Here is a 20922-nt window from a genome sequence, read left to right as displayed (position 1 = left end):
CCGTCAGCTCAAACGGTCCTTGAAGTCCTCATACTCAAACCGTTTCACGCATTCCAAATTGTCTGTCTCGCTGTCCCACAGCCAAATGCTGGGCAGTTGCACACCGTTGAAGGTGTTTGTCTTCACCATGGAATAATGTGCCTGATCGAGAAATGCGAAGCGGGCGCCAGGATCGGCCTTTACCGGCAAGCGATAGTCACCAATCACATCCCCAGCGAGGCAAGACGGCCCGCCAAGACGAATGGGCACGCTATCATCCTGAAGTTCGCCCAGCATCGCTGGGCGATACGGCGCCTCTAACACATCGGGCATATGGCAGGTGGCCGACACATCGGTGATCCCAATCGGCACCTCGTTAAAGCCTGTATCGAGCAAAGTGCCGACCAATATCCCTGCATCAAGCGCAATCGCTTCGCCCGGCTCGAGATAAATCTCTGCGCCTGTGTCTTCGCGGGCGTCTTTGAGCAATTGGATTAGCGCATCACGCTCGTAATCTGCCCGCGTGATGTGATGCCCACCGCCCATATTGATCCATTTGAGCTGCCCGAAAAATGGCTCAATCGCATCGAAGACGCGGTCCCAAGTGCGCTGCAATGGCTCAAATGTCTGCTCGCATAGATTGTGAAAGTGAATGCCATCGACGCCCTGCATGTGCCCTTCGGTAAGCTGGTCGATGGGAAAGCCAAGTCGCGAGCCGGGCGCGCTGGGGTCATATTTGGCGACTTCCCCGGCTTGCACCATCGGATTGATGCGCAAGCCCACATCAACATCGCCTCCTGTGTGCCGTGCATGCTCCAGAATAACAGCCGCGCGGGCCATTTGCGTCGGTGAATTGAAGATCACATGATCGGACAGGCGGCAGATTTCCTCAAGCTCATCGGGCTTGTAGGCGGGCGAATATGTCGCGATCTCGCCATCGTAATATTCGCTCGCCAGCCGCGCTTCCCACAGGCCGCTGCATGTCGCTCCATCCAGATATTCCCCAAGCAATGGCGCAACGGCATGCATCGAGAACGCCTTTAGCGCTGCCAGCACTTTGATATCCGCCTCATCGCGAATTTCTGCCAGCACCTGGCAGTTCGCGCGCAGCTTTGCCGCATCCACCACGAACGCAGGGCTTTCGACGCGGTTCAAATCGAATTGGGCGAAGGCGCCCGGATCACCGGCTTGCGTTTGCATTGCTGAGTATCAACTCCTTTTGTCGCAGGTTTTGCACGAGTGGCTACCCGAAGCTAGACTGGCAGGAGATAGACGGCATGTTTGCGAACACAAGGGAGGGCTTACCATTGCGTCGCATACTCACAATTACCGCTGCACTTTTTCTTTCAGGGACACTGCCCCCTGTCGCACTGGCTCAAGCTCCTCAACCGATCACGAGCAAAAGTGGGTTAGGCGTTGAGACCTTTGTGGGCTGGAAGAAAGTCACAAGCGGCCTGCCAAAAGGGGTGAAGTATCTCCACCGCCCCGGCACCACACAGCACAAAGGGAGCGCCGCCTGGTTTTATGACCATCCAGGTAATGATCTAAAAGCAGCGCTTATTGCTTCTGCAAAATCGGGGGGGATCACAAATGTCAAAATCCTCGCAAGCCACCCCATGCCCGGAGCAAAACTGCTCGATAAAGGTGGCCAGGGAATAAGCTACATCGCCGATGGGACGCGCAATGGCGCACCTTACCGGATTGCAGCGATGGCACTTTATGGCAGGTTGAGCAAAAAAGATGCCCGTTCGACCGGTGTGCATACCTTTGTCGCCCCGCGCGATAAATACGCGAGCATGGGCGGCTGGGTTGTGCCAGCGAGCCTGTGGCTCAACCTCGATCCCGCGAAGGAAGTCGCCGACAGCCGCGCGCAGGGTTCAGCCCCTGCAAAAAATCAAGCTCGCAGACTTTCTGGCGTCGGAGACATATGGGCAAGGTGGGCCTTGCAGACCTACATTCAGCTCCAAACAGCCAACCTCACGGCAATGGGGAATGCTCGCAAAACAATCGTGTGCGCGGGCGATCCATCTTGTGAGATTGTGCCTGGTTATTGAACGCAAGCACGCCGCGGTCAGATCAAAAATCAACTGGCCCATCAAGCTCTTTCACGTTCCAAGGAAGGCCGTGCGCGTTGAGCATTTCCATAAAGGGATCGGGGTCCATCTGCTCCATGTTGAACACGCCCTCGCCTGACCAAGTCCGACCAAGCATCATCGCGCTGCCTATCATTGCCGGCACGCCTGTGGTGTAGCTCACGCCCTGGTTGCCGGTCTCTTCGTAGGCGGCCTCGTGGCTGCAGATGTTATTGATGTAGAAGGTCTTCTCGCCCGAACCATCCAAGGCTTCGCCGGTCGCGATCACGCCGATATTGGTGTTGCCTGTGGTGCTCTCACCCAAAGTCTCGGGCTTTGGCAAAACGGCGGCGAGGAATTGCAGCGGGATGATTTCTTTGCCCTGATATTTGATAGGCTCAATCCCGGTCATGCCAACATTCCGCAGAACGGTCAGGTGCTTGATATACTCATCACCAAAGGTCATCCAGAACCGTGCACGTTCCAGTTCGGGGACAAATTTGGAGAGGCTTTCCAGCTCCTCGTGATACATCAGATAAGCGTTGCGCGGGCCGACCGCTTCAAAATCAAACTCGGTCTTTACATGCATTGCAGGGGTTTCGACCCAGCCGCCATTTTCCCAATGCCGCGCAGGCGCGGTCACTTCGCGGATATTGATCTCTGGGTTGAAATTGGTCGCAAAGGCCTGACCATGATCGCCGCCATTGCAATCCAAAATGTCGAGCTGACGGATGGTCTTCAGCTTGTGCTTACGCAGCCACATCGTAAAAACGCTGGTCACCCCAGGATCGAAGCCCGAGCCGAGCAGCGCCATGATGCCAGCCTCTTTGAACCGGTCGTGATAGGCCCATTGCCAGTGATATTCGAACTTGGCCTCGTCCTTTGGTTCGTAATTGGCAGTGTCGAGATAATGCACGCCGGTTTCTAGACAGGCATCCATGATCGGCAGATCTTGATAAGGCAGCGCGAGATTGACGACGAGGCTCGGCTTAATCTGACGGATCAGATTGACCATCGCAGGCACTTCTTCCGCATCAATCTCGTAGGTGCTGATGTCCGCGCCTTCGCGCTGCTTGACACTGGCGGCAATCGCGTCGCACTTCGACTTTGTCCGGCTGGCCAGATGAATGTCAGTGAAGATATCGCCCAGCTGGGCCATCTTGTGAACGCACACCGAGCTGACCCCGCCTGCTCCGATTACCAAAACTGTCGACATAATTACGGCCTTTCAAATTCGAATCTTGTGCGCGCTCTAATGCAATGCGCTATGGCCGACAAATGATCCAAGAACTTACAAAAAATCCAACCCGAGACGGGGTTCTCGAGGCAGCCCGCAAGATTGCTGAAATTTTGCCGCCAACACCGCTTTTGCAAGTCAAGATTAATGAGACGCGGTGTTGGGTGAAGGCGGAGAATTTGCAGCCTGTCGGAGCTTTTAAGATCCGCGGCGGATGGCACCGGCTTTCGGCAATGACGAGCGAAGAGCGCGCTGGCGGGGTCGTGGCCGTGTCCAGCGGCAACCATGCGCAAGGCGTTGCCTGGGCGGCGCACAAACTGGGCATCAATGCAACAATCGTGATGCCGCGCGACGCACCGCAGGTGAAGCTCGACAACACGCGCGCACTCGGCGCGGATATTGTGCTGTATGAGCGCCCCGGCGAAGATCGCGATGAAGTCGCAGCCAAACTGATTGCAGAACGCGGCGGCACATTGGTCCATGCCTTTGGCGACCCTTGGGTGATAGAAGGGCAAGGCAGCGCCGGCATCGAAATCACTGAGCAATTGGGCGCAGAGCCAAGCGCTATCCTGGCCTGCTGCGGCGGCGGGGGGCTTGCGGCAGGCCTCGGCCTCGCCTGCCCATCAGCTAAGATTTACGCGGTTGAGCCGGTCGGTTGGGACATGGTCGGACAAGCGATTGCCTCTGGAGAGTTGGTCACGGCCGCCGCAGACGCACCCAAGACGGTTTGCGACGCGCTGCAACCCTCCGCGACCAAGCAGATAAACCTCGATCTCTTGTCTGGAAGGGCAGAGCCAGGTGTAACCGTGACAGATGATGAAGTCCTCGGAGCTCAGCGCTGGGCCTTTGCGAACCTGCGCCTTGTCGTGGAACCCGGCGGAGCCGCCGCTCTTGCCGCTGCGCTGGCAGGCAAAGTGCCGCTTGATGAGCGTACGGTCATCGTGCTGACCGGCGGCAATGCCGATCCTGAGGACTTTGCGAAGACCATCGCCGGATAGACCTCGCCCAATCACGCCGCACTTTCAGCCACATTTGACAATCTGAATTGGCTCTCGCAGTTAGAGGTCAAGAGGGAGACAATCATGCAAGCGCAAATACTCGCACCCGCCGCGGTGCTGGTGGTATGGACAATCATCGTCCTGCTTTGGATCATACCGCCACGTTTTGGCTCGCTTGCGAAGGTCGACAAGTCCAAACTGTCAGGCAAGGCCGGCGGACGCGGGCAGGATCTCGAAGGGGTGATCCCGGATAAGGCGAATTGGCCCGCACACAATCACACGCATCTGCATGAGCAACCGACATTGTTTTACGCGACGGTTGTAATCCTTGCGATTATGGGCGCCGGCGCCGTGGATGTCTTGCTCGCATGGGGCTATGTCGCGCTACGTATTCTGCATTCGCTTTGGCAAATTCTGGTGAACAAATTGCCAGTTCGCTTTGCTCTGTTTTTAGCCAGCACGATTATCCTGATAGTGCTCGCCATTCGGGCCGTCATGGCTACTCTTTTCTATAATCCCGGAGCTCTTCCAACATGATTGATACGATGATCCTTCAACCTGCGGTCGCGCTGATGATCTGGACGATGATCATGTGGGCCTGGATGTATGCGACCCGCATTCCGGCTATGAACAAATCGCCTGACATCGAAGACCCGACAAAGCTGGTCGGCACAACCGGCGCCAGTCTGCGCCAACAATTGCCGGAAAAGGTCAATTGGAAGGCAGACAATTACAATCACCTGCATGAACAACCGACCCTGTTCTACGCGGTGACAGTGGTTCTTGCGATTATTGGCGCGGGCGATGGCCCAAATGCGTTGCTGGCCTGGATTTACGTCGGACTACGCGTGGCGCACTCGCTGATCCAAGTGACCGCGAACAGGGTGATGGTGCGCTTCGTTCTATTCGCTTTGTCCAGCGTCGTGCTGACAGCGTTGATCGGCAAAGCGGCGCTGATCCTCTTGTTCTAAAGCGCCTAACTCACCCACAAAAAAGGGGCTCCGCTTTGGAGCCCCTTTTCGTTTGTCATTAGCGCCTAGCGGCGCTCGCACTTTTACTCAGCCGCTTCGCTGACGGTTTCTTCGGCATCTTCGCGTGCGGCCAAGAAACGTTCTCCATCGAGCGCCGCCATACAGCCCATTCCTGCGGCAGTAACAGCCTGACGATAGACGTGGTCGGTCACATCACCTGCAGCAAAGACGCCGGGAATGGCGGTCTTAGGCGTGCCCGGTTCGACGTCGAGATAACCGCTCTCATCCATCGCAAGTTTGCCCTTAAACAGTTCAGTCGCGGGCGCATGGCCAATCGCCACAAATGCACCGTCCACTTCGAGTGTCGACGTTTCGCCAGTTTGCGTGTCTTCCAGCACAAGATGATGCAGCGCCCCGTCTTCGCCCGCTTCAAAGCTCTTCACCGTCTTGTTCCACAGCGCCGAAATCTTTGGCGACTTCATCAGGCGGTCTTGTAGGATCTTCTCGGCGCGCAGTTCATCACGGCGGTGGATCAGTGTCACATCGTCGGAATGGTTGGTGAGGTAGAGCGCCTCTTCAACGGCTGTGTTGCCGCCGCCAATAACGGCGACCTTCTTGCCGCGATAGAAGAAGCCATCGCAGGTCGCGCAGGCTGAGACGCCCTTACCGCCCAGTTCTTGCTCTCCGGGTGCGCCGAGCCATTTGGCTTGCGCTCCAGTGCAGATCACCAGCGTCTCACCGATATATTCATCGCCGCTGTCGCCAATGGCCTTGAACGGCGCGCCGCCTTCAAGGTCGACCGAGACGATGGTGTCCCACATCATCCGCGTTCCGACATGCTCGGCTTGCGCTTTCATCTCTTCCATCAGCCATGGGCCCTGCACCACCTCACGGTAGCCGGGATAATTCTCCACATCGGTGGTGATGGTCAGCTGACCGCCAGGTTGAAGCCCCTGAACCACAATCGGCTCCAACATGGCGCGCGCACCATAAATGGCCGCGCTGTAACCCGCGGGGCCGGAGCCAATGATCAGCATCTTCGTGTGATGGGTAGCCATAATCGTATCTTTCAAAATTCAATTTCGTTGGCGTGAGATATGGGGATCGCAAGCCCGCTTGTCACGCCACCAACCGCTCTATAAGGCGAGCTTTCCTTGCCTCATCCACACCTAAAGTTTGCGCAAGATAGGCATCGATCGAGCCATGATCGCGGGAAATTTCCGCAAAGCAGGTGTCGATATATTCGGGCAGCACGCCCATCAGATTACGCCGCGCCTCTGCTGGAATGTCACCATAATGCGCGAGCATGCGCGGGAGCGACTGACGTTCGAGAATATGGACGGTGGGCGCATCATTGGTGCGCAGAAACTCTGTCACCACATCATCGCGGTGCACGCCGAGCAAATGCAGCAGCAGGCTGGCGGCAATCCCAGTGCGGTCCTTACCCGCAAAGCAATGGACCAAATTGCCGCCATCGCGGTTCGCCAAAGACTCAAAATAGCGCGTGAACATCTCGATCATCGCGGGGTTTACCGGCATTCGGGTGTAAACGGCGATCATCCGCTCGCGCGCTTTCTCTGCCGTCATCTTGGCAGCGCCAGCCGCTTCGTGCGGGGGCGAGTTGCTGGTCTCACCATCATAAGCGATTACCTGCGCCGAGAATTCCTCATGGCGACGACAAGGAAATCCGCTGCGCTCGCTGCTGCCGCGCAGATCGACAATGGTGCGAATATCGAGGCGCTGGATCAGCTCTAGGTCAGCATCGCTCGCCTCCATATGCTGACCAGAGCGGAACAACAGGCCTGTGCGCACTCTGCCACCGCCCGCCACGGCATAGCCGCCATAATCGCGAAAATTGTGAATGCCGTCAGTCTGCTCGAACGGGATTGGATCATGCTCTCGAATCATGCCGCGGACAGTGACAGGCGCGCCGTCGAACGGCAACGTCCGTCCGTTTGGTGGCGTGGAGGATTGCAGGGATCAGCCAAGTGGGGCGGCGATTTAGGCATTACCGCGTAGGCAAGCGGAAAGCGTAAATTGAGCCGCTTAGGGCTAAGCCGGAGACGGACGGGGAGAGATGACAAAACGGAATACACGATGGCTTATGTCCTTATCGCCGATGACGATGAAATCGTCGCAGGCCTCGCTTCAGAAGCGCTCATTGACGCTGGGCACGCCTGTGGGTGGGTGACTAACGGCGTAGACGCATGGGGCCTTTTACAAAAAAGGCGCCCCGACGTTCTTCTGCTCGATCAAAACATGCCAGGCATGTCAGGCTCTACCTTGCTGCGAAAGATCCGTAGCTCTGCCTCACTCTATGATCTGCCAGTGATCATGTTCACCGCCATGAGCGGAGTGCGCGACGAGGAACAAGCAATTTACGCCGGCGCACAAGACTACATTCGCAAGCCGTTTGAACCAAAGAAGCTGACGGGTCGCATCGATCGCCTAATCCAGCTGCGCGCTGGCCGGGGGCATACCGACCTTCGAACCTATCTCGAACAAAGCTCTGGCTGGGGGCCCGACCCAAGCATGGCAGTGCGGCGCGCGATCTAACTCGATCTGCCCGATTTACTTAGCGTTTGGGTCTGCCAGATCGCCACAGAAATCCAGCGTCCATTCCTGAATATTGTCATCGCGCACCGTTGGGAGCATCGCTTCGAAACGGCTCTTGCGTTCAGCCAAAGGCATGTCGAGCGCAAGGTTGATCGCGCGCGCCAGATCGTCAGGGCTGTGCGGGTTGACCAAGACGGCCCCCTTCCCGTCACAACCAAGTTGCTGAGCCGCGCCAGCAAAATCGGACAGCAGCAGCACGCCGGGATCGTCCGGGTCTTGCGCAGCGACATATTCCTTCGCCACCAAGTTCATCCCATCGCGCAGCGGGGTCACCAAGCCGATCTTCGATGCCCGGAAAAAGCCGTACAGTTCCGCATGGCTGTACCCCCGGTTCACATAGCGGATCGGGACGAGATCCACCTCGCTTCGCGCGCCGTTGATCTGCCCGGTCTTCTGCTCCAGCTCCGCGCGAATTTGCTGATAGCTATCAACATCTTCGCGGCTCGGTGGAGCGATCTGGATAAACACCAAATCACGGGTACGCTCGGGATGCTGGTCGAAAAACCGCCCAATGCCGTCGATACGTTCTGGCAGGCCTTTGGAATAATCGAGCCTATCAACACCGATCATCGCGGTCCGATTACGGGTTGAAGCGAGGAAGCGCTGCTCAGCGGCCTTCGCCTCTTCATTCGCGCCCTGACTTTGGAAATGGTCCCAGTCGATCCCGATCGGGTAGGCCTTAGCCCGCGTCTCTCGGCCTTCAAAGGCGATGCGGCCAGTCGTTTCATCAACCTCAGCGCCAAGCTCGTTTTCGCAATAGTGCAGGAAGCTTCCAAGCCATTCTTCAGTTTGAAAGCCGATCAAATCATAGTCGAGCAAGGTCCGCACCAACCGCTCATGAAATGGCAGCGAGGTCAGAAGCCGGGTGGGCGGCCAAGGGATATGCAGAAAGAAACCAATGCGGTTTTTGACGCCGCGTTCGCGTAGTCGCTCTCCCAAAGGGATGAGGTGATAATCGTGCACCCAAACGAGGTCATCTTCCTCGATTAGAGGCAGCACACTATCGGCAAAGCGGTCATTGACGCGCTCATACCCTTTGCCGGTTTTGCTTTCATACTCAGTGAGATCGATCCGGTAGTGAAACAGCGGCCACAGCGTCGAATTCGCGTATCCGTTGTAATATTCATCAACGTCGCGCTTGGACAAATCGATCGTCGCGGTGGTCACGCCATCGCCGCGCTGGATATTCATATTGCCGGTGCGATCTTCGCTTTCCTGGCCCGACCAGCCAAACCATAATCCGCCGTTCTCTTTAAGAGCCGCGTTGAGAGCGCCCGCCAGCCCACCTTGAGCGCCAGCCGCGCCCCGCGCCTTGGGCACGGCCACACGATTGGAAATGACGACGAGTTTGTTTTTTGGGCGGGTTATCGCACTTCACTCCAAGATTTGGACAACAGTCCGGCACAATTGATTACCCCTACTAGCGAGTAGGTCTGCGGGAAGTTCCCCCACAGTTCGCCAGTTTCGTAATCCAAGTCTTCGGATAGCAGGCCGCTTTGCGTAGTGTGGCTTAGCATGGTGTCGAACAAAGTGCGCGCTTCGGCATCGCGCCCCGCCAAATGCAGGGCCTCGATCAGCCAAAATGTGCAGACGTTAAACGCGGTCTCTGGCGCGCCGAAGTCATCCTCTGCAGCATAGCGCAGCATGTGATCGCCCCGGCGCAGATCACGCTCGATGGCGGCGAAGGTCGATTGAAAACGCTCATTGTCAGGCGAAAGGAAGCGCAGCTCCACCATTTGAAGGAGGCTCGCGTCGAGGTAATCACTCTCAAAGCTCGCGCCGTAATGGCCGCCTTGATCGCCTTGACCCTCTTTCCAAGCATCTTTCTCAATGCGCGCGCGAATGGCGTCTGCGCGTTCTTGCCAATAGGCGCGGCGATCACTCTGACCGATCCGCTCCGCGACATTCGCAAGCCTGTCGCAAGCCGCCCAACACATGATCGCCGAATAAGTGTGAACCTCTTGCCGGGTGCGGAATTCCCACAGGCCCGCGTCGGGTTGATCGTGCATCTTCCACGCCATTTCACCGACTTCTTCGAGCGCCTCGAAGTCTTCGGTTTTGGCTGTGCGCAGCAAGCGCCGGTCGAAAAACGCTTGGACCGTCGGCAAAACAATTTGGCCATAGCAATCGTGCTGGATCTGTTTGTAGGCCGCGTTCCCGCGCCGCACTGGCCCCATAGAGCGATAGCCGGCCAGATGCGCGGCGGTGGTTTCATCGAGCTCGCTTTGCCCCATCACCGAATAGAGCGGCTGGATCTGACCGCCCTTCGCGCCGTCCACGATGTTGCGCAGATAAGCGAGATATTTCTCCAGCACATCGAGCGCGCCCAATCGGTTTAGCGCTTGCACAGTATAATAGGAATCGCGGATCCAGCAGTAGCGATAATCCCAATTGCGCTCCGTATTGGCCGCCTCTGGGATAGACGTCGTCAGCGCAGCGACAATCGCGCCGGTTTCTTCATGCTGGCACAGTTTCAGCGTGATCGCGCAGCGGATGACCTCGTCTTGCCATTCCAATGGAATGTGCAGACCGCGCGTCCAATGCTGCCAATATTTGCGCGTCTTTTGCTCCATGGAGCGGACGGCTTCGCGCAGGTTCCCGACGAAGGGCTCGTCTGGCCCAAGAAAGAAATGCGTGTCCGCTTCAACGCGAAAGGCGCGGCCTTCCTGAATGTATCCAACCGCCGCATCGGTCGACAAACGCAGCGACTGCTTATCCGCGATATAGCGGATGTGGTTGGTGCCATGGGTGGTCTCGGCCAGCTCCGCGCCGTAATTCTTGGTCGGGTTGAGCACGACTTTGATCCGCGGCGTTCCCGCGATGGGGCGGACGATCCTGACATAGGCAACCGGCCGGTACATTCGTCCCGACCGCTCAAAACGAGGGCAGAAATCGAGAATTTCGACCGCGCTGCCATCATCCGCCGTCAAAGTCGTGACGAGATTTGGCGTATTGCGAATGTATTCCTGCGACGAGCTAACCTGCCCTTCCAGCTCGAAGCGCCAGATCCCGGCATCGCGCTGATCACCATTGAGCAGAGCGGAGAAAACTGGATCGCCGTCAACGCGCGGCACGCAGCCCCACACCAATGCTCCGGTTTTGTCGACAAGGCCGGAAACTTGGCAATTGCCAATTGGCCAAAGCTCGAGGTTGGGAACGTGCACAATGGGGTTATTCATAGTCCAAGCCAATCATGCACAGACGCCACGTCTGGCAAAGCGAATTGCGCCATAGTTTCTGCTCCGTTTGTTGCTCGCTCGCCGACGACAATCCCAATCCCGCCGAGGCTCTGGCAGGCTTCGAACCCGGCCTCATCGGTCAAATCATCGCCGATAAAGACGGGCCGTGATCCGGCAAAGGTCGGTGTTTGCATGAATGCGAGCACCGCCTCGCCCTTACTTGCTCCGTGGGAGACGAGCTCTGCCACGCATTTGCCGCTTTGCGCGCGCCAGCCATGCTCAGCGGCCAGCTGTTCGGCAAAACCATGCACGAGATCCGCCTTTTCGGGCGCGCTGCGATAATGGAGTGCGCCGCCATGCGGCTTCTCTTCATATGCGACATCATGCTCATCAGCGAAGGCTTTCAAGGCTGCCTCAATAGCGCTGGGAAGGCCGTGATCTTGTGCCCGCAACAATGCGCCATCAGCATCCAGCATTTCCGCACCGTGAGACCCTGCATAGGCCAGCGACGCTGAGCCGATGTATTGCTGGAGTTCCGCTATCGATCGGCCGCTAACGAGAGCGCAGCGTTGTTCCAATTGGCGGGCGAGTTCGGACAGACCCTGCCCCAGCCCCTCTGGCACCGAGATTGCATCAGGTTTTGAAGCCAGATCAACCAGTGTTCCGTCAAAATCGAGGAAAAGCGAGACTGCTCCGCCCGCGGCCAAAGAAGCAAGGGATGGCGGATCGGAGAGGTCAGGGGTCGCGGCCATTACGAGCGACATATACCCTCGCTGTGTCAGGTCAATCGGGCAGGCAGCGCATTACGTATGCACGGCCAAGAACCTGCCGCTCTTATTCGACGATATAGCGGACGCGCAGCGTAAATGTGCTGTTGCCCGCCATTGCGCCGCTAGGGCTCAAGCGGAAGTCAGTTACCGCGCTGTCGCAGCCGTCCGTATCCGCGACTGGACTGTAGCCAAAATTGCTGCCGTTGGTGTCGGAGAATTCGAGGTCGTCCGTTCCCGATCCAATGCTGGCAAAGCTGTATGTCAGACCAGTGCTCGCGCCCGGCTCAGCAAAGATAACTGGTCCACTCGCCTCTGAAATCAAACACATTTTCGCATCCGCCGGACCATCATCGGTCACGACAACGCTGTCCGCGTCGGTCGCGCCTGGGCCGGTGTTCGATACCGTAATCAGATACTCGACCAAAGCGCCGGGAATTGCCTTGGGATTGGTGGTACCGTTCACCGGATCGGAAATGACCGAACTGATCTTAGTCACCGAGATGTTGGGCAATTCTGGCGTACAGAAGGTGAAATCATGGATCGCGATGCTCTGGTTCCCGGGATTGGCCGGCGCACCGGGGCCGTTGCCGTATTCGATCACAATAGTGTCAATCGGATCGAGGAAGGTGAACGTACCATCACCGTTGTTCGTGGTGTCGCCTGCTCCGCCGCTACCAATCAAGGAAGGGCCACTGATCGTATTCGCGTTGCCACTGGTCAGCACCGCATTCACCACCACCCCATTCAACAGGCCGAATACCGTAACGCGGTCCTGAAAACTGGATGACTGGTCAATATCAAAGACGGTGAACTGCGCCCCGGTCACCACGCGCGGCAAGGTAACCGTGGTGACAACTTCCTGGTCGCGGTTAGCGTTGTTGGTGTTGAAGGCGAGAGCATCTTGAGCTGGGCTGAGGCCGCCAGAGACTGCCGTCGTCAGGATTGGTGTTTGGCCGCCAAATGATGCCCGACTGGTCAGGTTTGCACTGGAAACGATATCGAATTCAATCGTTCCCCAGGTGCTCAGTTGATAGCTGTTGTTGAGGCTGCCCGCTGCCCACGCAACCGCATCCCAATCGAAGACTGACTGGCCCGCAGGGCAGGCCAAGACAGGCGGCGTGCTGGGTGGATTGGCCGCGACCACAAAGCTTTCGGAGGCGAAGTCGTCTTCGCTCGTCACTCCGTTATCTACGGTTGAATCTGGGTCGGGCACGCTGCTCGCGATGATCTCTGCAGTGTTGGTAACCGTACTTCCCGCAGCGGCAGAAATGAAACCCTGAATGTTGATCGTCGCGCTGGCGCCGGGAGCCAAAGTACCGACGGTCCACTCACCCGTCCCAGGGTTAAAGCTGCCGTCGCCGCTAGAGCCATCGAAGGTAAAACTTGCCGGGAATGTATCGTCAACAATGATCCCGCTGGCGGTTGTATCAGAAGCGCTCGAATTGGTCGCGGTCAGTTGCCACGTCACGAAACCGCCGGTGCTGGGCGGTGAACCGAGCAAGGTTTTGGTAAGCGACAGGTCCGCTGTTTGTGCAGCGAACGAGAGGTCCGAGATTGTTGTCCACTGGTTCCCAGGATCACCGGTTCCCGTGTAACTAAAATAGACAATCTGGATGCGCCGAACTTGCTGAGAACCAAAGTCAAAAGCTACATCTCCGTCAGTTGTGAATTGGTCTGAACCAGTATTGCCGATCCAACCATTGACAGTCGCGTCGTTGGTGCGCGTTACCGCCGATCCAATTGACCAAAAGGCGTTGTTCGTTGCGGCGTTTGTAAACCCACCCGTCAAATCGTCATCAAAATAGACCTCAACCGCATCGGTATAATTGCCAAAATCGACGTCGCTAAGGGCAAAATTCAGATCAGAGACTGCACGGCTCAGGGTGATAGTCACAGTGATTTTGTCGTTGGGATCGTACGACGTATTGTTAATCCCCATAAACAGGGGAGATTGCCCATTGCCGGCTTGTCCCGAAAAATAGGCTACAAAGTCATTCGCAAACGCAGGGGTGACAGCACCTCCCCCTACGGTTTGGAGCGACCAGTTCACCGTCGCCGTTGTCCCATCAGCCGCAGCCACAACCGTGGTCCCCTGGGGCAACGTATCAAGACTTGGCAGTCCAGCGTCGGCCCAATCAACGGTTGCCGTCTGTGCATTGGCAACGCTCGGCATAAGCGCGAATACCGCCGCTATCAGCGCAAACAGAGCGAGCTGCGCGCGGGCATAATAGGTTGCCACAGCGCTCAACGACCCAGCCCCAAGAAGCTGAATGTGTCGGTGTCGAACTTTACTCTGATCGAAGCAAACACGCCTTTATCGGTGTTGCGCGCTGCCGAGAAGTCCTCGTCGCGGAAGCCTTCGACATTGTAACCCACGGTCAGCAACATGCCGTCCGCCGGGACGAAACCGATGTGCGGGCCATATGAGAAGCTGGTGACATTATCTTCCAGGTTTGCGCGAACAGTGGTGGTTGCACCGATCTCAAACCGCTCGCCGATACCGACGCGCGCATCAAGCCCGGCCAATACACTTGTCCCAGAAAATTCTGTGCCTTCGAAACGGTCGAGATTGTAACGGCCGCCAACAAACAGCGACAGCTCATCGCGGCGGGTCTGGCGCAGATTGCCATTGTCATCGCGGTCCCAATCGCTTGGTGACCAATTGGTCGAGACGCTTGCTACCAAGCGGCGCGAGCGCGCATCGCCGGTCACGGTCAGAGCCGTGCGGCCAGCAGCGCCCGCTTCGCCAGCGATTGCTCCGCGAACGGTGTCACTGCGATATTCAAGCTTGCCCAAGGTCGCGAATTCGGAAGAGTCCGGACGGTGCGCAAAAGCGAGGCTTGCGTCAAAAATCTCTGTGGTCGCGCCGTTTTCAGCGGTCGCTTCGGTCCATGTCGCGCCGGAGCCGACGATGCTGCCTTGGCCCAACTGACGGATCGCGCCAACGGTAAGGCCTTTACGCTCAGCAAACTCGCCATCGCGGTATTCGCCGCGAGCGGTCGCACTCCAGCGATCCTTGCGCCATGCAGCGCCAAGAGTAACCGCGGTGAAGTCTTCAAACTGAGAATTGCCCGTCAGCTGGCCGCCGCTTGCAACAGGTTGATCAGCGTTGATCACATTGATCGCGGCCGGTTCGCCATTCAGCGTGCGGCTGCCGTCGATTGTCGCATCCAGCGTCAGCGCCGGGCTGACTTGGAGAGATTGCGACAGGCCAAAGGCTGCGAAGCTGCGATTGCCGAACTCGCCAATGCTTTGCTGGCCCAGCGTCGTAACGACTTGCGCGCCCTGCCATGGGGTCACTTCGATGCCGCCGCGAACAGTGCGGGCATTGATGTTCTCGCCATTGGCGATCTCATACTGACCGACCAGACGAATATCGTTTGTGATGGCATAGCGAGCGCCAAACCGATGACGGGTCGGCAGATCAACGCTCTCTGTCGCGTCCAGAGCAATGGCACTGGTCGCGCTGAGTTCCAGCTTGTTGTCGAGGAAACGCTGGCTGATGCCGCCTTCGACCACAGTCGACTTGTTGCGCGTGCCATCGGCCAGACGATCGTTGAAATGCGCCAGGCCTACGGTGAGGTCGGTGTTCTGCGTGGTGTAGCCCAATTGCAGCTGAGCGGCACGGCGGCGGCTGTCGTCGGTCAGGCTGTCATCTTGCCAAACGCTGGCGACCAGATTGAGGTCGTCGCTAATCAGCAGACGGCCATCGACGCCAAACTTGCGGCGACCTTGCTCTGCGCCGTTCTGCTGACCAACACCGTAATCGGCGTCGAGCGAGCGGGCGTAGGCCAGCAAGTCGAGCTTGCCAGTTTGGTGCTGAGCCTCAACCAACCAACCATTGGAGGTTGTGCCCTCAGTGCGGCTCAGACCAAGCTCAGCGCGCAGTTCGGTGTTTTCATCCAGCTGAGCGCGCAGATCGATTGCGCCCAGATTGGTGCGAGCGCCCTCGCCTTTGTCGGTGATCGCGCTGGCGCCGATACGAAGGTTGCCGCTCTTGCTCGTCCAGTCGACACGGACGCCAGCATTAAGTTCGCCTTCACCCAAGCCATCAATTTCGTAATTAATTACAATGAACTGTGGATTTAGGTTAAAATCACGGCTGAGCACTGGCTCAGAGAAGGTGATCGTTCCCGACAGCAGATCGATGTCATAATCGATAAATCGAGACAATTCTCTCGAAGAAACAACCAGTTCAGAGCGGAACCTATCGCGAACCTCAAGTGTAACACGCTCGCTGTTGGCGAGGATGCTACGGCTCGACAGGCGGTATGGACCGCTGATGCCCTGGCCCTGAATTTCATCACGGCGAAGGCGGGTTGAAATCTCTGCGGCAAAGGCTTGCGCCTTCACCTGGCCAAAGCGAGCCTCGCCCTTCAGGCCAGTTGCCGTGCGATTGTAGCGTGCAAGCTGAGTCTGATCAAAGCCCGTTTCAAAATCGCCGTACAGCGCGTAGAATGTTGAGCTCTCGATGCGGACATAGAGGTTTTCACGGCTAGCCGCGTCAAACCGGCGGCTCGAGCCATCGGCGAAAACTGTGTAATAAGCCTGCGGATCAATTGCGCCGAGCACGCGCTGATCTTCGCGTTGTTTCGCGCTGTCATAGGCCAGCGTCAGCAGGTACCGACCCAGCACCCTGCCCTTGGCATAAAGCGCAACGCGCGCATCATCGCCCAGATCGCTGGCGAAGTTGCCCGCGCGCTCCATGTTATCAGCAACGCTTTTCGCGCCAACAGTGCCCTCAGCAAGACCGATGATGGTCCATTCGATATCGCCCGGCTCAATCCATGCTTCGAGTTCCTGAGTGCGAACAATGTCGCCATCATCAAAGCGGAAGTCCAAACGCAGCGAACCGGACACCATGGTCGGTGCCAGTTCGATGTGCGCAATGCCATCGCTGCCCTTAACAACCCAACGAGCTGAGCTTGGTGCAAGACCTGTAAGCTGGTTCAATTGCTGACGATCAATCTGCTCTGCGCTCTCGTAAGGGGCGTTCAGCATGAATTCGCCCGAGACGCCTTCGCGCAGCGGACGGTTGTTGCGATCAAGCACACGCACCGCGACGACAGGACGGGTCCGGCCATCAGCAATCAGGTTCGATTGTTCTGGTACGAGCTCGACTTTTGCAGGTGAGGTTGTGAAGAACACCTCGCGGGTGATCGTTTCATTGATCTCGCCAAAGGAATTGATCACATCCGCTTCCAACACCGTGCGCTCGCCGTCCAATGGGACGCCGCGCCAGGTGCTGACGGCAAACTTGCCGCGCTGAGGCTTCTTGGTGCCATCAAAAGTGAGCGGGTTTACCGGCTCGCCATCAACGCGCAGAACAATCTTCTGCCCCTTACGGTGGCGGATCGCCACGCGAATGGCGGGCGCACGCGGGTTGTGGTCTACTTCTGGGGTCAACCAGCCGTCTGGACCATCGCCCAAGGCAATCCAATCGGTTGTTGGTGAAGGCGCTGGTGCGCTTTGCTCTTGGACAGCGCCGAGCGTCGGACGTTCTGCCCGCAGAGCGCCGCCGCCGCCAAGAACGTCTTCGCCGCCGGTAAGCTGAGCTGGCGTGGCCGTAGGAGCTGCCTGAGCGTCAATTTCGCGTGCGATTGCGCCCTCCGGCGTGGTTTCAGCCAAAGGTGCAATCGGTTCGAGCGCGCCTTCAGGCACGATCGCGTGGAAATCTGCGACCATCAGGCTGCCGCCCTGGCCGATGATGAAGCGTGAATTGGCACTGCCCGCGCTGCGGGTTGAACGATGACAATCCACGAAACGTGCACCCTCAGGCAGAGTCATGCGCGAGGCTTGGACCACGTGCGTGCCTGGTACGACGCCTTCAAAGTGATAGCGGCCATCGGCATCCGTGATTGCGAAGCTGCCATCTACGAGCATGACGCGTACGCCTGGAATGCCGCGGCGCGGATTGCGCAGCGAACATGGCCCAGCGGTGATGCGGCCAATGATCGTCATGCGGTCGGCAATGCCGTCGCGCTCAATGTCAATAACGGCGCTTGCCCGTGCAATTCGGCCAAGTGAATCAATAGTTTGCGCATTGTTCGCAGCGCGTCCTGGAGACGCGTCTGCGCGGACAACCATCGCATATGTGACACGGCGCGATCCACCTGCGGCAATATCGCCGAGGGCAATCGACAAGGCGCTGCCATCAGGTGCGAATGTCACCGCATCGGGATCTTCAGCGCCATCAATTCGGACGCTATCCGCACGAAAACGCAGCGACGATGACGCGATATCACTCAGAGTAACTTCGCGCTTAACTCGCGCGGGATCTGGGTTCGTCGCCGTCAGCGTGTAAAACACAACATCGCCCGGCTGCACGCGCTCACGCGAGGCCGTTTTGGTGAGGCCTATGTCGAGGCTTGGGCGATCAAGCGGAATGTCGATTTGAACCGGGGTTGGATCAACCAGTTCAAACGACCCACCAAATGAGCCGTCCTGAATGACAAATTCACGGCCATCGGGCCGAGTCAGCTGCGCAAGCGCGTCGCGCGAGACCACAGAAGGCGCGGTATAAGGCTCCGGCGGCTCTATAATCAGGCGATAACGACCCAGCGATGTAAGCGGGAACCAGTATTCGCCTGGCCCAACTGTGAACACATTGCCAGCGCCATCAGTAATTGGCCGCCCAGAAATTACCGTTGAAGGCCAAGGGGTTACACCATCTTCGGCAAACACTATCGCTGGCGAACCGGTCGCATCATCAACCAAAGTGACGACCGCACCATCAACAGGCTCACCGGTCTCACTATCGAACACGACGCCAAATGGATCAGCCAGAACCTCAACATCGGTTTGAACGATAATATCGTCTTGCCCGACCAATGAAGCAGCAATCTGGATCGTCTCACCATCAGCAATGCTCAGGCGGCAATCGCCTTGAACAGCAGCAGGCGGAGCCCGGCGTGTTGGGATTTGACCGACGAAAATACCCGTATTTGCGCCAGTTTCGAAGATTGTTTCGGTCTCTCTGTCGCCAGAGCTGGTGGTGATCACGACATTTAGGCTGTCAATCGCGTCAGAATCGACGTTTCCAGCCGCTGCTTGAACCTCAAACAGCAAATCTTGGCCCGGGCGCAGCACACTTGTGGGCTCTGCGCCGGTAATTTGGACCGTAGTTTGGTTAGGACCGCCAATGCCTTGCACCCCTTGACCAGCGACATTGCAAAGTGGCGCCTGGAAAGAGAGGTCAACCACGCCGCTTGGCGCAGAACGAAGAGCACGAATTTCAGGCGGTGCCTGCGTTACCTCAATGGTTACTTCGTTTGAGCTGGTGCTCGCCGGAGTGCCATTAAACTGCCAAGTCGCCTCGGCAATATTGGTAATTGTATTGGTAGTGGTGGTGGCAGACTGCGCGCGTGCCCCCTCTCCAAGCACGACGAAAGGCAGCAGCACTAACATAAGTGCTGCTGCCAGTCGGCTTAGAGAAAGGGCTACACGCAAAGTCTAAGTCCGCTCTATCAGTCGATTTCGACGCGGAAATAGAGCGAGCGCGTTTGGCCAGCTGCGATATCGCTCAACGTGCCAGAGACTTCGTCTTCGCCGCTTGGACCAGAGCCCGCGCTAAACGAAGCGTCGCCGCCTGGGACGCCGTTCGTACCGTTGGCACAGGCCGCATCGCCGTCAACGAAGATGCCGAACGCTGGGACAAACGTCACATCGCCTGGCAGCAAGTCGTTCACGTTAACGCTGGTGGCAGTCGCCGCGCCTGCACCGTTCGCCACGGTGATGCAATATTCAATGATTGCACCCGGGATGGCTTTCGGATTGGTCGTGTTGTTGACTGGATCGCTGATGATCGCGCTGGTCTTCGCAACAGTCACAGCAGCAGCGGCCACTTCATATGTACCAAGATCCGAGAAGTCACCTTGGTTGGCGCTATCGGTTGTACCAGCGCCGTCAGCCAGAACCGTGTCTACACCGCTGGTGTTTCCGCCTGGTGTTGCTGTCAGCTCAGCACCGAGCGAACCTGCAGTACCCGAAGCCGCGTGTGCATCAGCAGTCAGGACGACATCGAATGTATTGCCATCAACTGCGCCCAGACCAATGTCGGCAACGACGAGAACTGCGACGGTTTCGTCCTCAACAACTTCGTCAAGGAAGGTTACCGGGCCAGCTGTAAGCTCAGCAGCATCCAAAACACCGTCATTGTCCGCGTCGATGTATATCTCGAAATTGGCGATGTTCGCGGCTGTGCCCGAATTCAGCGCAGTCGTAAGATCGAGATCGATCGTGTCGTTCGAAAGGTTGGTTACTTCGAACGCAAGTACGGCATTTTGTTCACCTGGGGATACCGATGTATTGCCGGCACCAGTGAAATCAACGACCACGTCGACCCTGCGGTCAACGGTGAAAGTATCCGACGCTGTTTCTTCAGTTTGATCTACGCCGCCAACTTGATAAGCTACGGAAACGTTGTTGGTGATAGAGTCACCAGCATTCGTTCCCACAGCCATCGCTGGCGTGCTGGACATGACGATGAGCGCGGCAGCGCTCACTGTGCCCAACCATTGGGTTGAAGGTCTCATTTTAATATTCCTCTGCGTGTGCCCTGCGTCATGAATTCCGCCCGCAAGGCTTGGCGGTTATCGCTCGCTGTTCAGCGAATGATTGCTGGATATTCGAGACGACCTGTTTCACCCGGTGCAACCGAGGAAAGCGTCCATCGAACATGTGTGACATCGCCGTGCTGCGCAGCGCGGCTTGCGCCGTCCTCGCCCGTCACGGTCAAAGAGCTCAGCACTCCCCAAGTATTGCCGCCGTCAACTGACACAGTCAGCTCAGCGTCGGCATCAGATGCCAGCGCAACGGCGCCTGGAAGTGGGTTAGTGACGACAAAGTCAGTCACCGTTTCAGAGCCAGAATTGTTGTAATCGGTGCCGAAGATCAGACGATCACCCGGTACGATAACATTTGGCTCGACCAATTCGGTCTGCTCATTTCCAGCAGCGTCAGTGCTGGTCTTCACAGCCATAACGTCACCAGACAAGACAATTGGGTTGCCTTGAGCGATTGCCGGAGCGGCTGGGATGGCAACAACCATTAGAGCCGCGCAAATTTGTCCAAGAAGTTTCATTTTATCAGACCTTTGTCT

Annotated in this window: 16 protein-coding genes; 5 read left to right on the top strand and 11 right to left on the bottom strand. The window is 57.4% G+C overall.

Going from position 1 to position 20922, the window contains the following annotated elements:
• Positions 1-3: 3 nt before the first annotated feature.
• Positions 4-1179 carry a carboxynorspermidine decarboxylase gene (locus tag AC0V6V_RS14140; RefSeq protein WP_486165952.1) on the bottom strand — a complete coding sequence of 392 codons (1176 nt, stop codon included), beginning with the start codon at positions 1177-1179 and terminating at the stop codon, positions 4-6.
• Between the two features lie 77 nt (positions 1180-1256).
• Here AC0V6V_RS14140 and AC0V6V_RS14135 point away from each other — a divergent pair, with 77 nt between their 5' ends.
• On the top strand, positions 1257-2033 hold the full coding sequence (locus AC0V6V_RS14135; RefSeq protein ID WP_486165951.1) for a hypothetical protein: 777 nt from the start codon (positions 1257-1259) through the stop codon (positions 2031-2033).
• Positions 2034-2055: 22 nt separating this feature from the next.
• Here AC0V6V_RS14135 and AC0V6V_RS14130 read toward each other — a convergent pair whose 3' ends face one another.
• Positions 2056-3267: a saccharopine dehydrogenase family protein gene (locus AC0V6V_RS14130; RefSeq protein ID WP_486165950.1), complete on the bottom strand. Its 1212-nt coding sequence runs from the start codon at positions 3265-3267 to the stop codon at positions 2056-2058.
• A 44-nt stretch (positions 3268-3311) separates the two neighbouring features.
• Here AC0V6V_RS14130 and AC0V6V_RS14125 point away from each other — a divergent pair, with 44 nt between their 5' ends.
• The 3 genes from AC0V6V_RS14125 to AC0V6V_RS14115 all read left to right on the top strand — a co-directional run bounded on the left by AC0V6V_RS14125 (position 3312) and on the right by AC0V6V_RS14115 (position 5257).
• Positions 3312-4286: a threonine ammonia-lyase gene (locus tag AC0V6V_RS14125; RefSeq protein WP_486165949.1), complete on the top strand. Its 975-nt coding sequence runs from the start codon at positions 3312-3314 to the stop codon at positions 4284-4286.
• A gap of 84 nt (positions 4287-4370) precedes the next feature.
• Entirely contained in the window at positions 4371-4823 is a 453-nt protein-coding gene (locus tag AC0V6V_RS14120; RefSeq protein ID WP_486165948.1) for an MAPEG family protein, read from the top strand.
• Complete coding sequence (locus AC0V6V_RS14115) at positions 4820-5257, top strand: MAPEG family protein (RefSeq protein ID WP_486165947.1); 438 nt, start codon at positions 4820-4822, stop codon at positions 5255-5257. The genes AC0V6V_RS14120 and AC0V6V_RS14115 overlap by 4 nt, the downstream gene beginning before the upstream one ends.
• 83 nt (positions 5258-5340) lie before the next feature.
• Here AC0V6V_RS14115 and trxB read toward each other — a convergent pair whose 3' ends face one another.
• On the bottom strand, positions 5341-6315 hold the full coding sequence (gene trxB / locus AC0V6V_RS14110) for a thioredoxin-disulfide reductase (RefSeq protein WP_486166112.1): 975 nt from the start codon (positions 6313-6315) through the stop codon (positions 5341-5343).
• A 61-nt stretch (positions 6316-6376) separates the two neighbouring features.
• Entirely contained in the window at positions 6377-7201 is an 825-nt protein-coding gene (locus AC0V6V_RS14105; protein WP_486166386.1) for a tyrosine-protein phosphatase, read from the bottom strand.
• A gap of 153 nt (positions 7202-7354) precedes the next feature.
• Here AC0V6V_RS14105 and AC0V6V_RS14100 point away from each other — a divergent pair, with 153 nt between their 5' ends.
• Positions 7355-7813, top strand: coding sequence for a response regulator (locus AC0V6V_RS14100; RefSeq protein ID WP_486165945.1), 459 nt, complete (start codon positions 7355-7357; stop codon positions 7811-7813).
• A 15-nt stretch (positions 7814-7828) separates the two neighbouring features.
• On the opposite strand, the gene AC0V6V_RS14095 is transcribed toward AC0V6V_RS14100, so the two are convergent.
• The 7 genes from AC0V6V_RS14095 to AC0V6V_RS14065 all read right to left on the bottom strand — a co-directional run bounded on the left by AC0V6V_RS14095 (position 7829) and on the right by AC0V6V_RS14065 (position 20904).
• A complete protein-coding gene (locus AC0V6V_RS14095) occupies positions 7829-9193 on the bottom strand; it encodes an alpha,alpha-trehalose-phosphate synthase (UDP-forming) (RefSeq protein ID WP_486166385.1) in 1365 nt (454 codons plus the stop codon).
• A gap of 44 nt (positions 9194-9237) precedes the next feature.
• Positions 9238-11052: a glycoside hydrolase family 15 protein gene (locus tag AC0V6V_RS14090; RefSeq protein ID WP_486165943.1), complete on the bottom strand. Its 1815-nt coding sequence runs from the start codon at positions 11050-11052 to the stop codon at positions 9238-9240.
• Entirely contained in the window at positions 11049-11816 is a 768-nt protein-coding gene (otsB, locus tag AC0V6V_RS14085) for a trehalose-phosphatase (RefSeq protein ID WP_486166384.1), read from the bottom strand. The genes AC0V6V_RS14090 and otsB overlap by 4 nt, the downstream gene beginning before the upstream one ends.
• A gap of 70 nt (positions 11817-11886) precedes the next feature.
• Positions 11887-14061: a DUF11 domain-containing protein gene (locus AC0V6V_RS14080; RefSeq protein ID WP_486166111.1), complete on the bottom strand. Its 2175-nt coding sequence runs from the start codon at positions 14059-14061 to the stop codon at positions 11887-11889.
• A gap of 5 nt (positions 14062-14066) precedes the next feature.
• Complete coding sequence (locus AC0V6V_RS14075; RefSeq protein WP_486165941.1) at positions 14067-19229, bottom strand: hypothetical protein; 5163 nt, start codon at positions 19227-19229, stop codon at positions 14067-14069.
• 59 nt (positions 19230-19288) lie between these two features.
• Positions 19289-20356, bottom strand: coding sequence for a hypothetical protein (locus AC0V6V_RS14070; RefSeq protein WP_486165940.1), 1068 nt, complete (start codon positions 20354-20356; stop codon positions 19289-19291).
• A gap of 71 nt (positions 20357-20427) precedes the next feature.
• The gene (locus AC0V6V_RS14065) at positions 20428-20904 is read right to left on the bottom strand and encodes a hypothetical protein (protein ID WP_486165939.1); all 477 of its coding nucleotides are present in this window, start codon (positions 20902-20904) and stop codon (positions 20428-20430) included.
• Positions 20905-20922 lie beyond the last annotated feature (18 nt).

It is taken from the genome of Erythrobacter sp. S249 (assembly GCF_057364975.1).
Note: the sequence above shows the minus strand (reverse complement) of the source record. Positions and strands in the feature narration are given on the sequence as shown.

What these genes read in the sequence shown, in the direction of transcription:
- otsB (WP_486166384.1), bottom strand. Translation starts at nt 11,816, where the DNA reads ATGTCGCTCGTAATGGCCGCGACCCCTGACCTCTCCGATCCGCCATCC.
- AC0V6V_RS14120 (WP_486165948.1), top strand. Translation starts at nt 4,371, where the DNA reads ATGCAAGCGCAAATACTCGCACCCGCCGCGGTGCTGGTGGTATGGACA.
- AC0V6V_RS14140 (WP_486165952.1), bottom strand. Translation starts at nt 1,179, where the DNA reads ATGCAAACGCAAGCCGGTGATCCGGGCGCCTTCGCCCAATTCGATTTG.
- AC0V6V_RS14125 (WP_486165949.1), top strand. Translation starts at nt 3,312, where the DNA reads ATGCGCTATGGCCGACAAATGATCCAAGAACTTACAAAAAATCCAACC.
- trxB (WP_486166112.1), bottom strand. Translation starts at nt 6,315, where the DNA reads ATGGCTACCCATCACACGAAGATGCTGATCATTGGCTCCGGCCCCGCG.
- AC0V6V_RS14115 (WP_486165947.1), top strand. Translation starts at nt 4,820, where the DNA reads ATGATTGATACGATGATCCTTCAACCTGCGGTCGCGCTGATGATCTGG.
- AC0V6V_RS14135 (WP_486165951.1), top strand. Translation starts at nt 1,257, where the DNA reads ATGTTTGCGAACACAAGGGAGGGCTTACCATTGCGTCGCATACTCACA.
- AC0V6V_RS14075 (WP_486165941.1), bottom strand. Translation starts at nt 19,229, where the DNA reads ATGTTAGTGCTGCTGCCTTTCGTCGTGCTTGGAGAGGGGGCACGCGCG.
- AC0V6V_RS14090 (WP_486165943.1), bottom strand. Translation starts at nt 11,052, where the DNA reads ATGAATAACCCCATTGTGCACGTTCCCAACCTCGAGCTTTGGCCAATT.
- AC0V6V_RS14065 (WP_486165939.1), bottom strand. Translation starts at nt 20,904, where the DNA reads ATGAAACTTCTTGGACAAATTTGCGCGGCTCTAATGGTTGTTGCCATC.
- AC0V6V_RS14100 (WP_486165945.1), top strand. Translation starts at nt 7,355, where the DNA reads ATGGCTTATGTCCTTATCGCCGATGACGATGAAATCGTCGCAGGCCTC.
- AC0V6V_RS14070 (WP_486165940.1), bottom strand. Translation starts at nt 20,356, where the DNA reads ATGAGACCTTCAACCCAATGGTTGGGCACAGTGAGCGCTGCCGCGCTC.
- AC0V6V_RS14130 (WP_486165950.1), bottom strand. Translation starts at nt 3,267, where the DNA reads ATGTCGACAGTTTTGGTAATCGGAGCAGGCGGGGTCAGCTCGGTGTGC.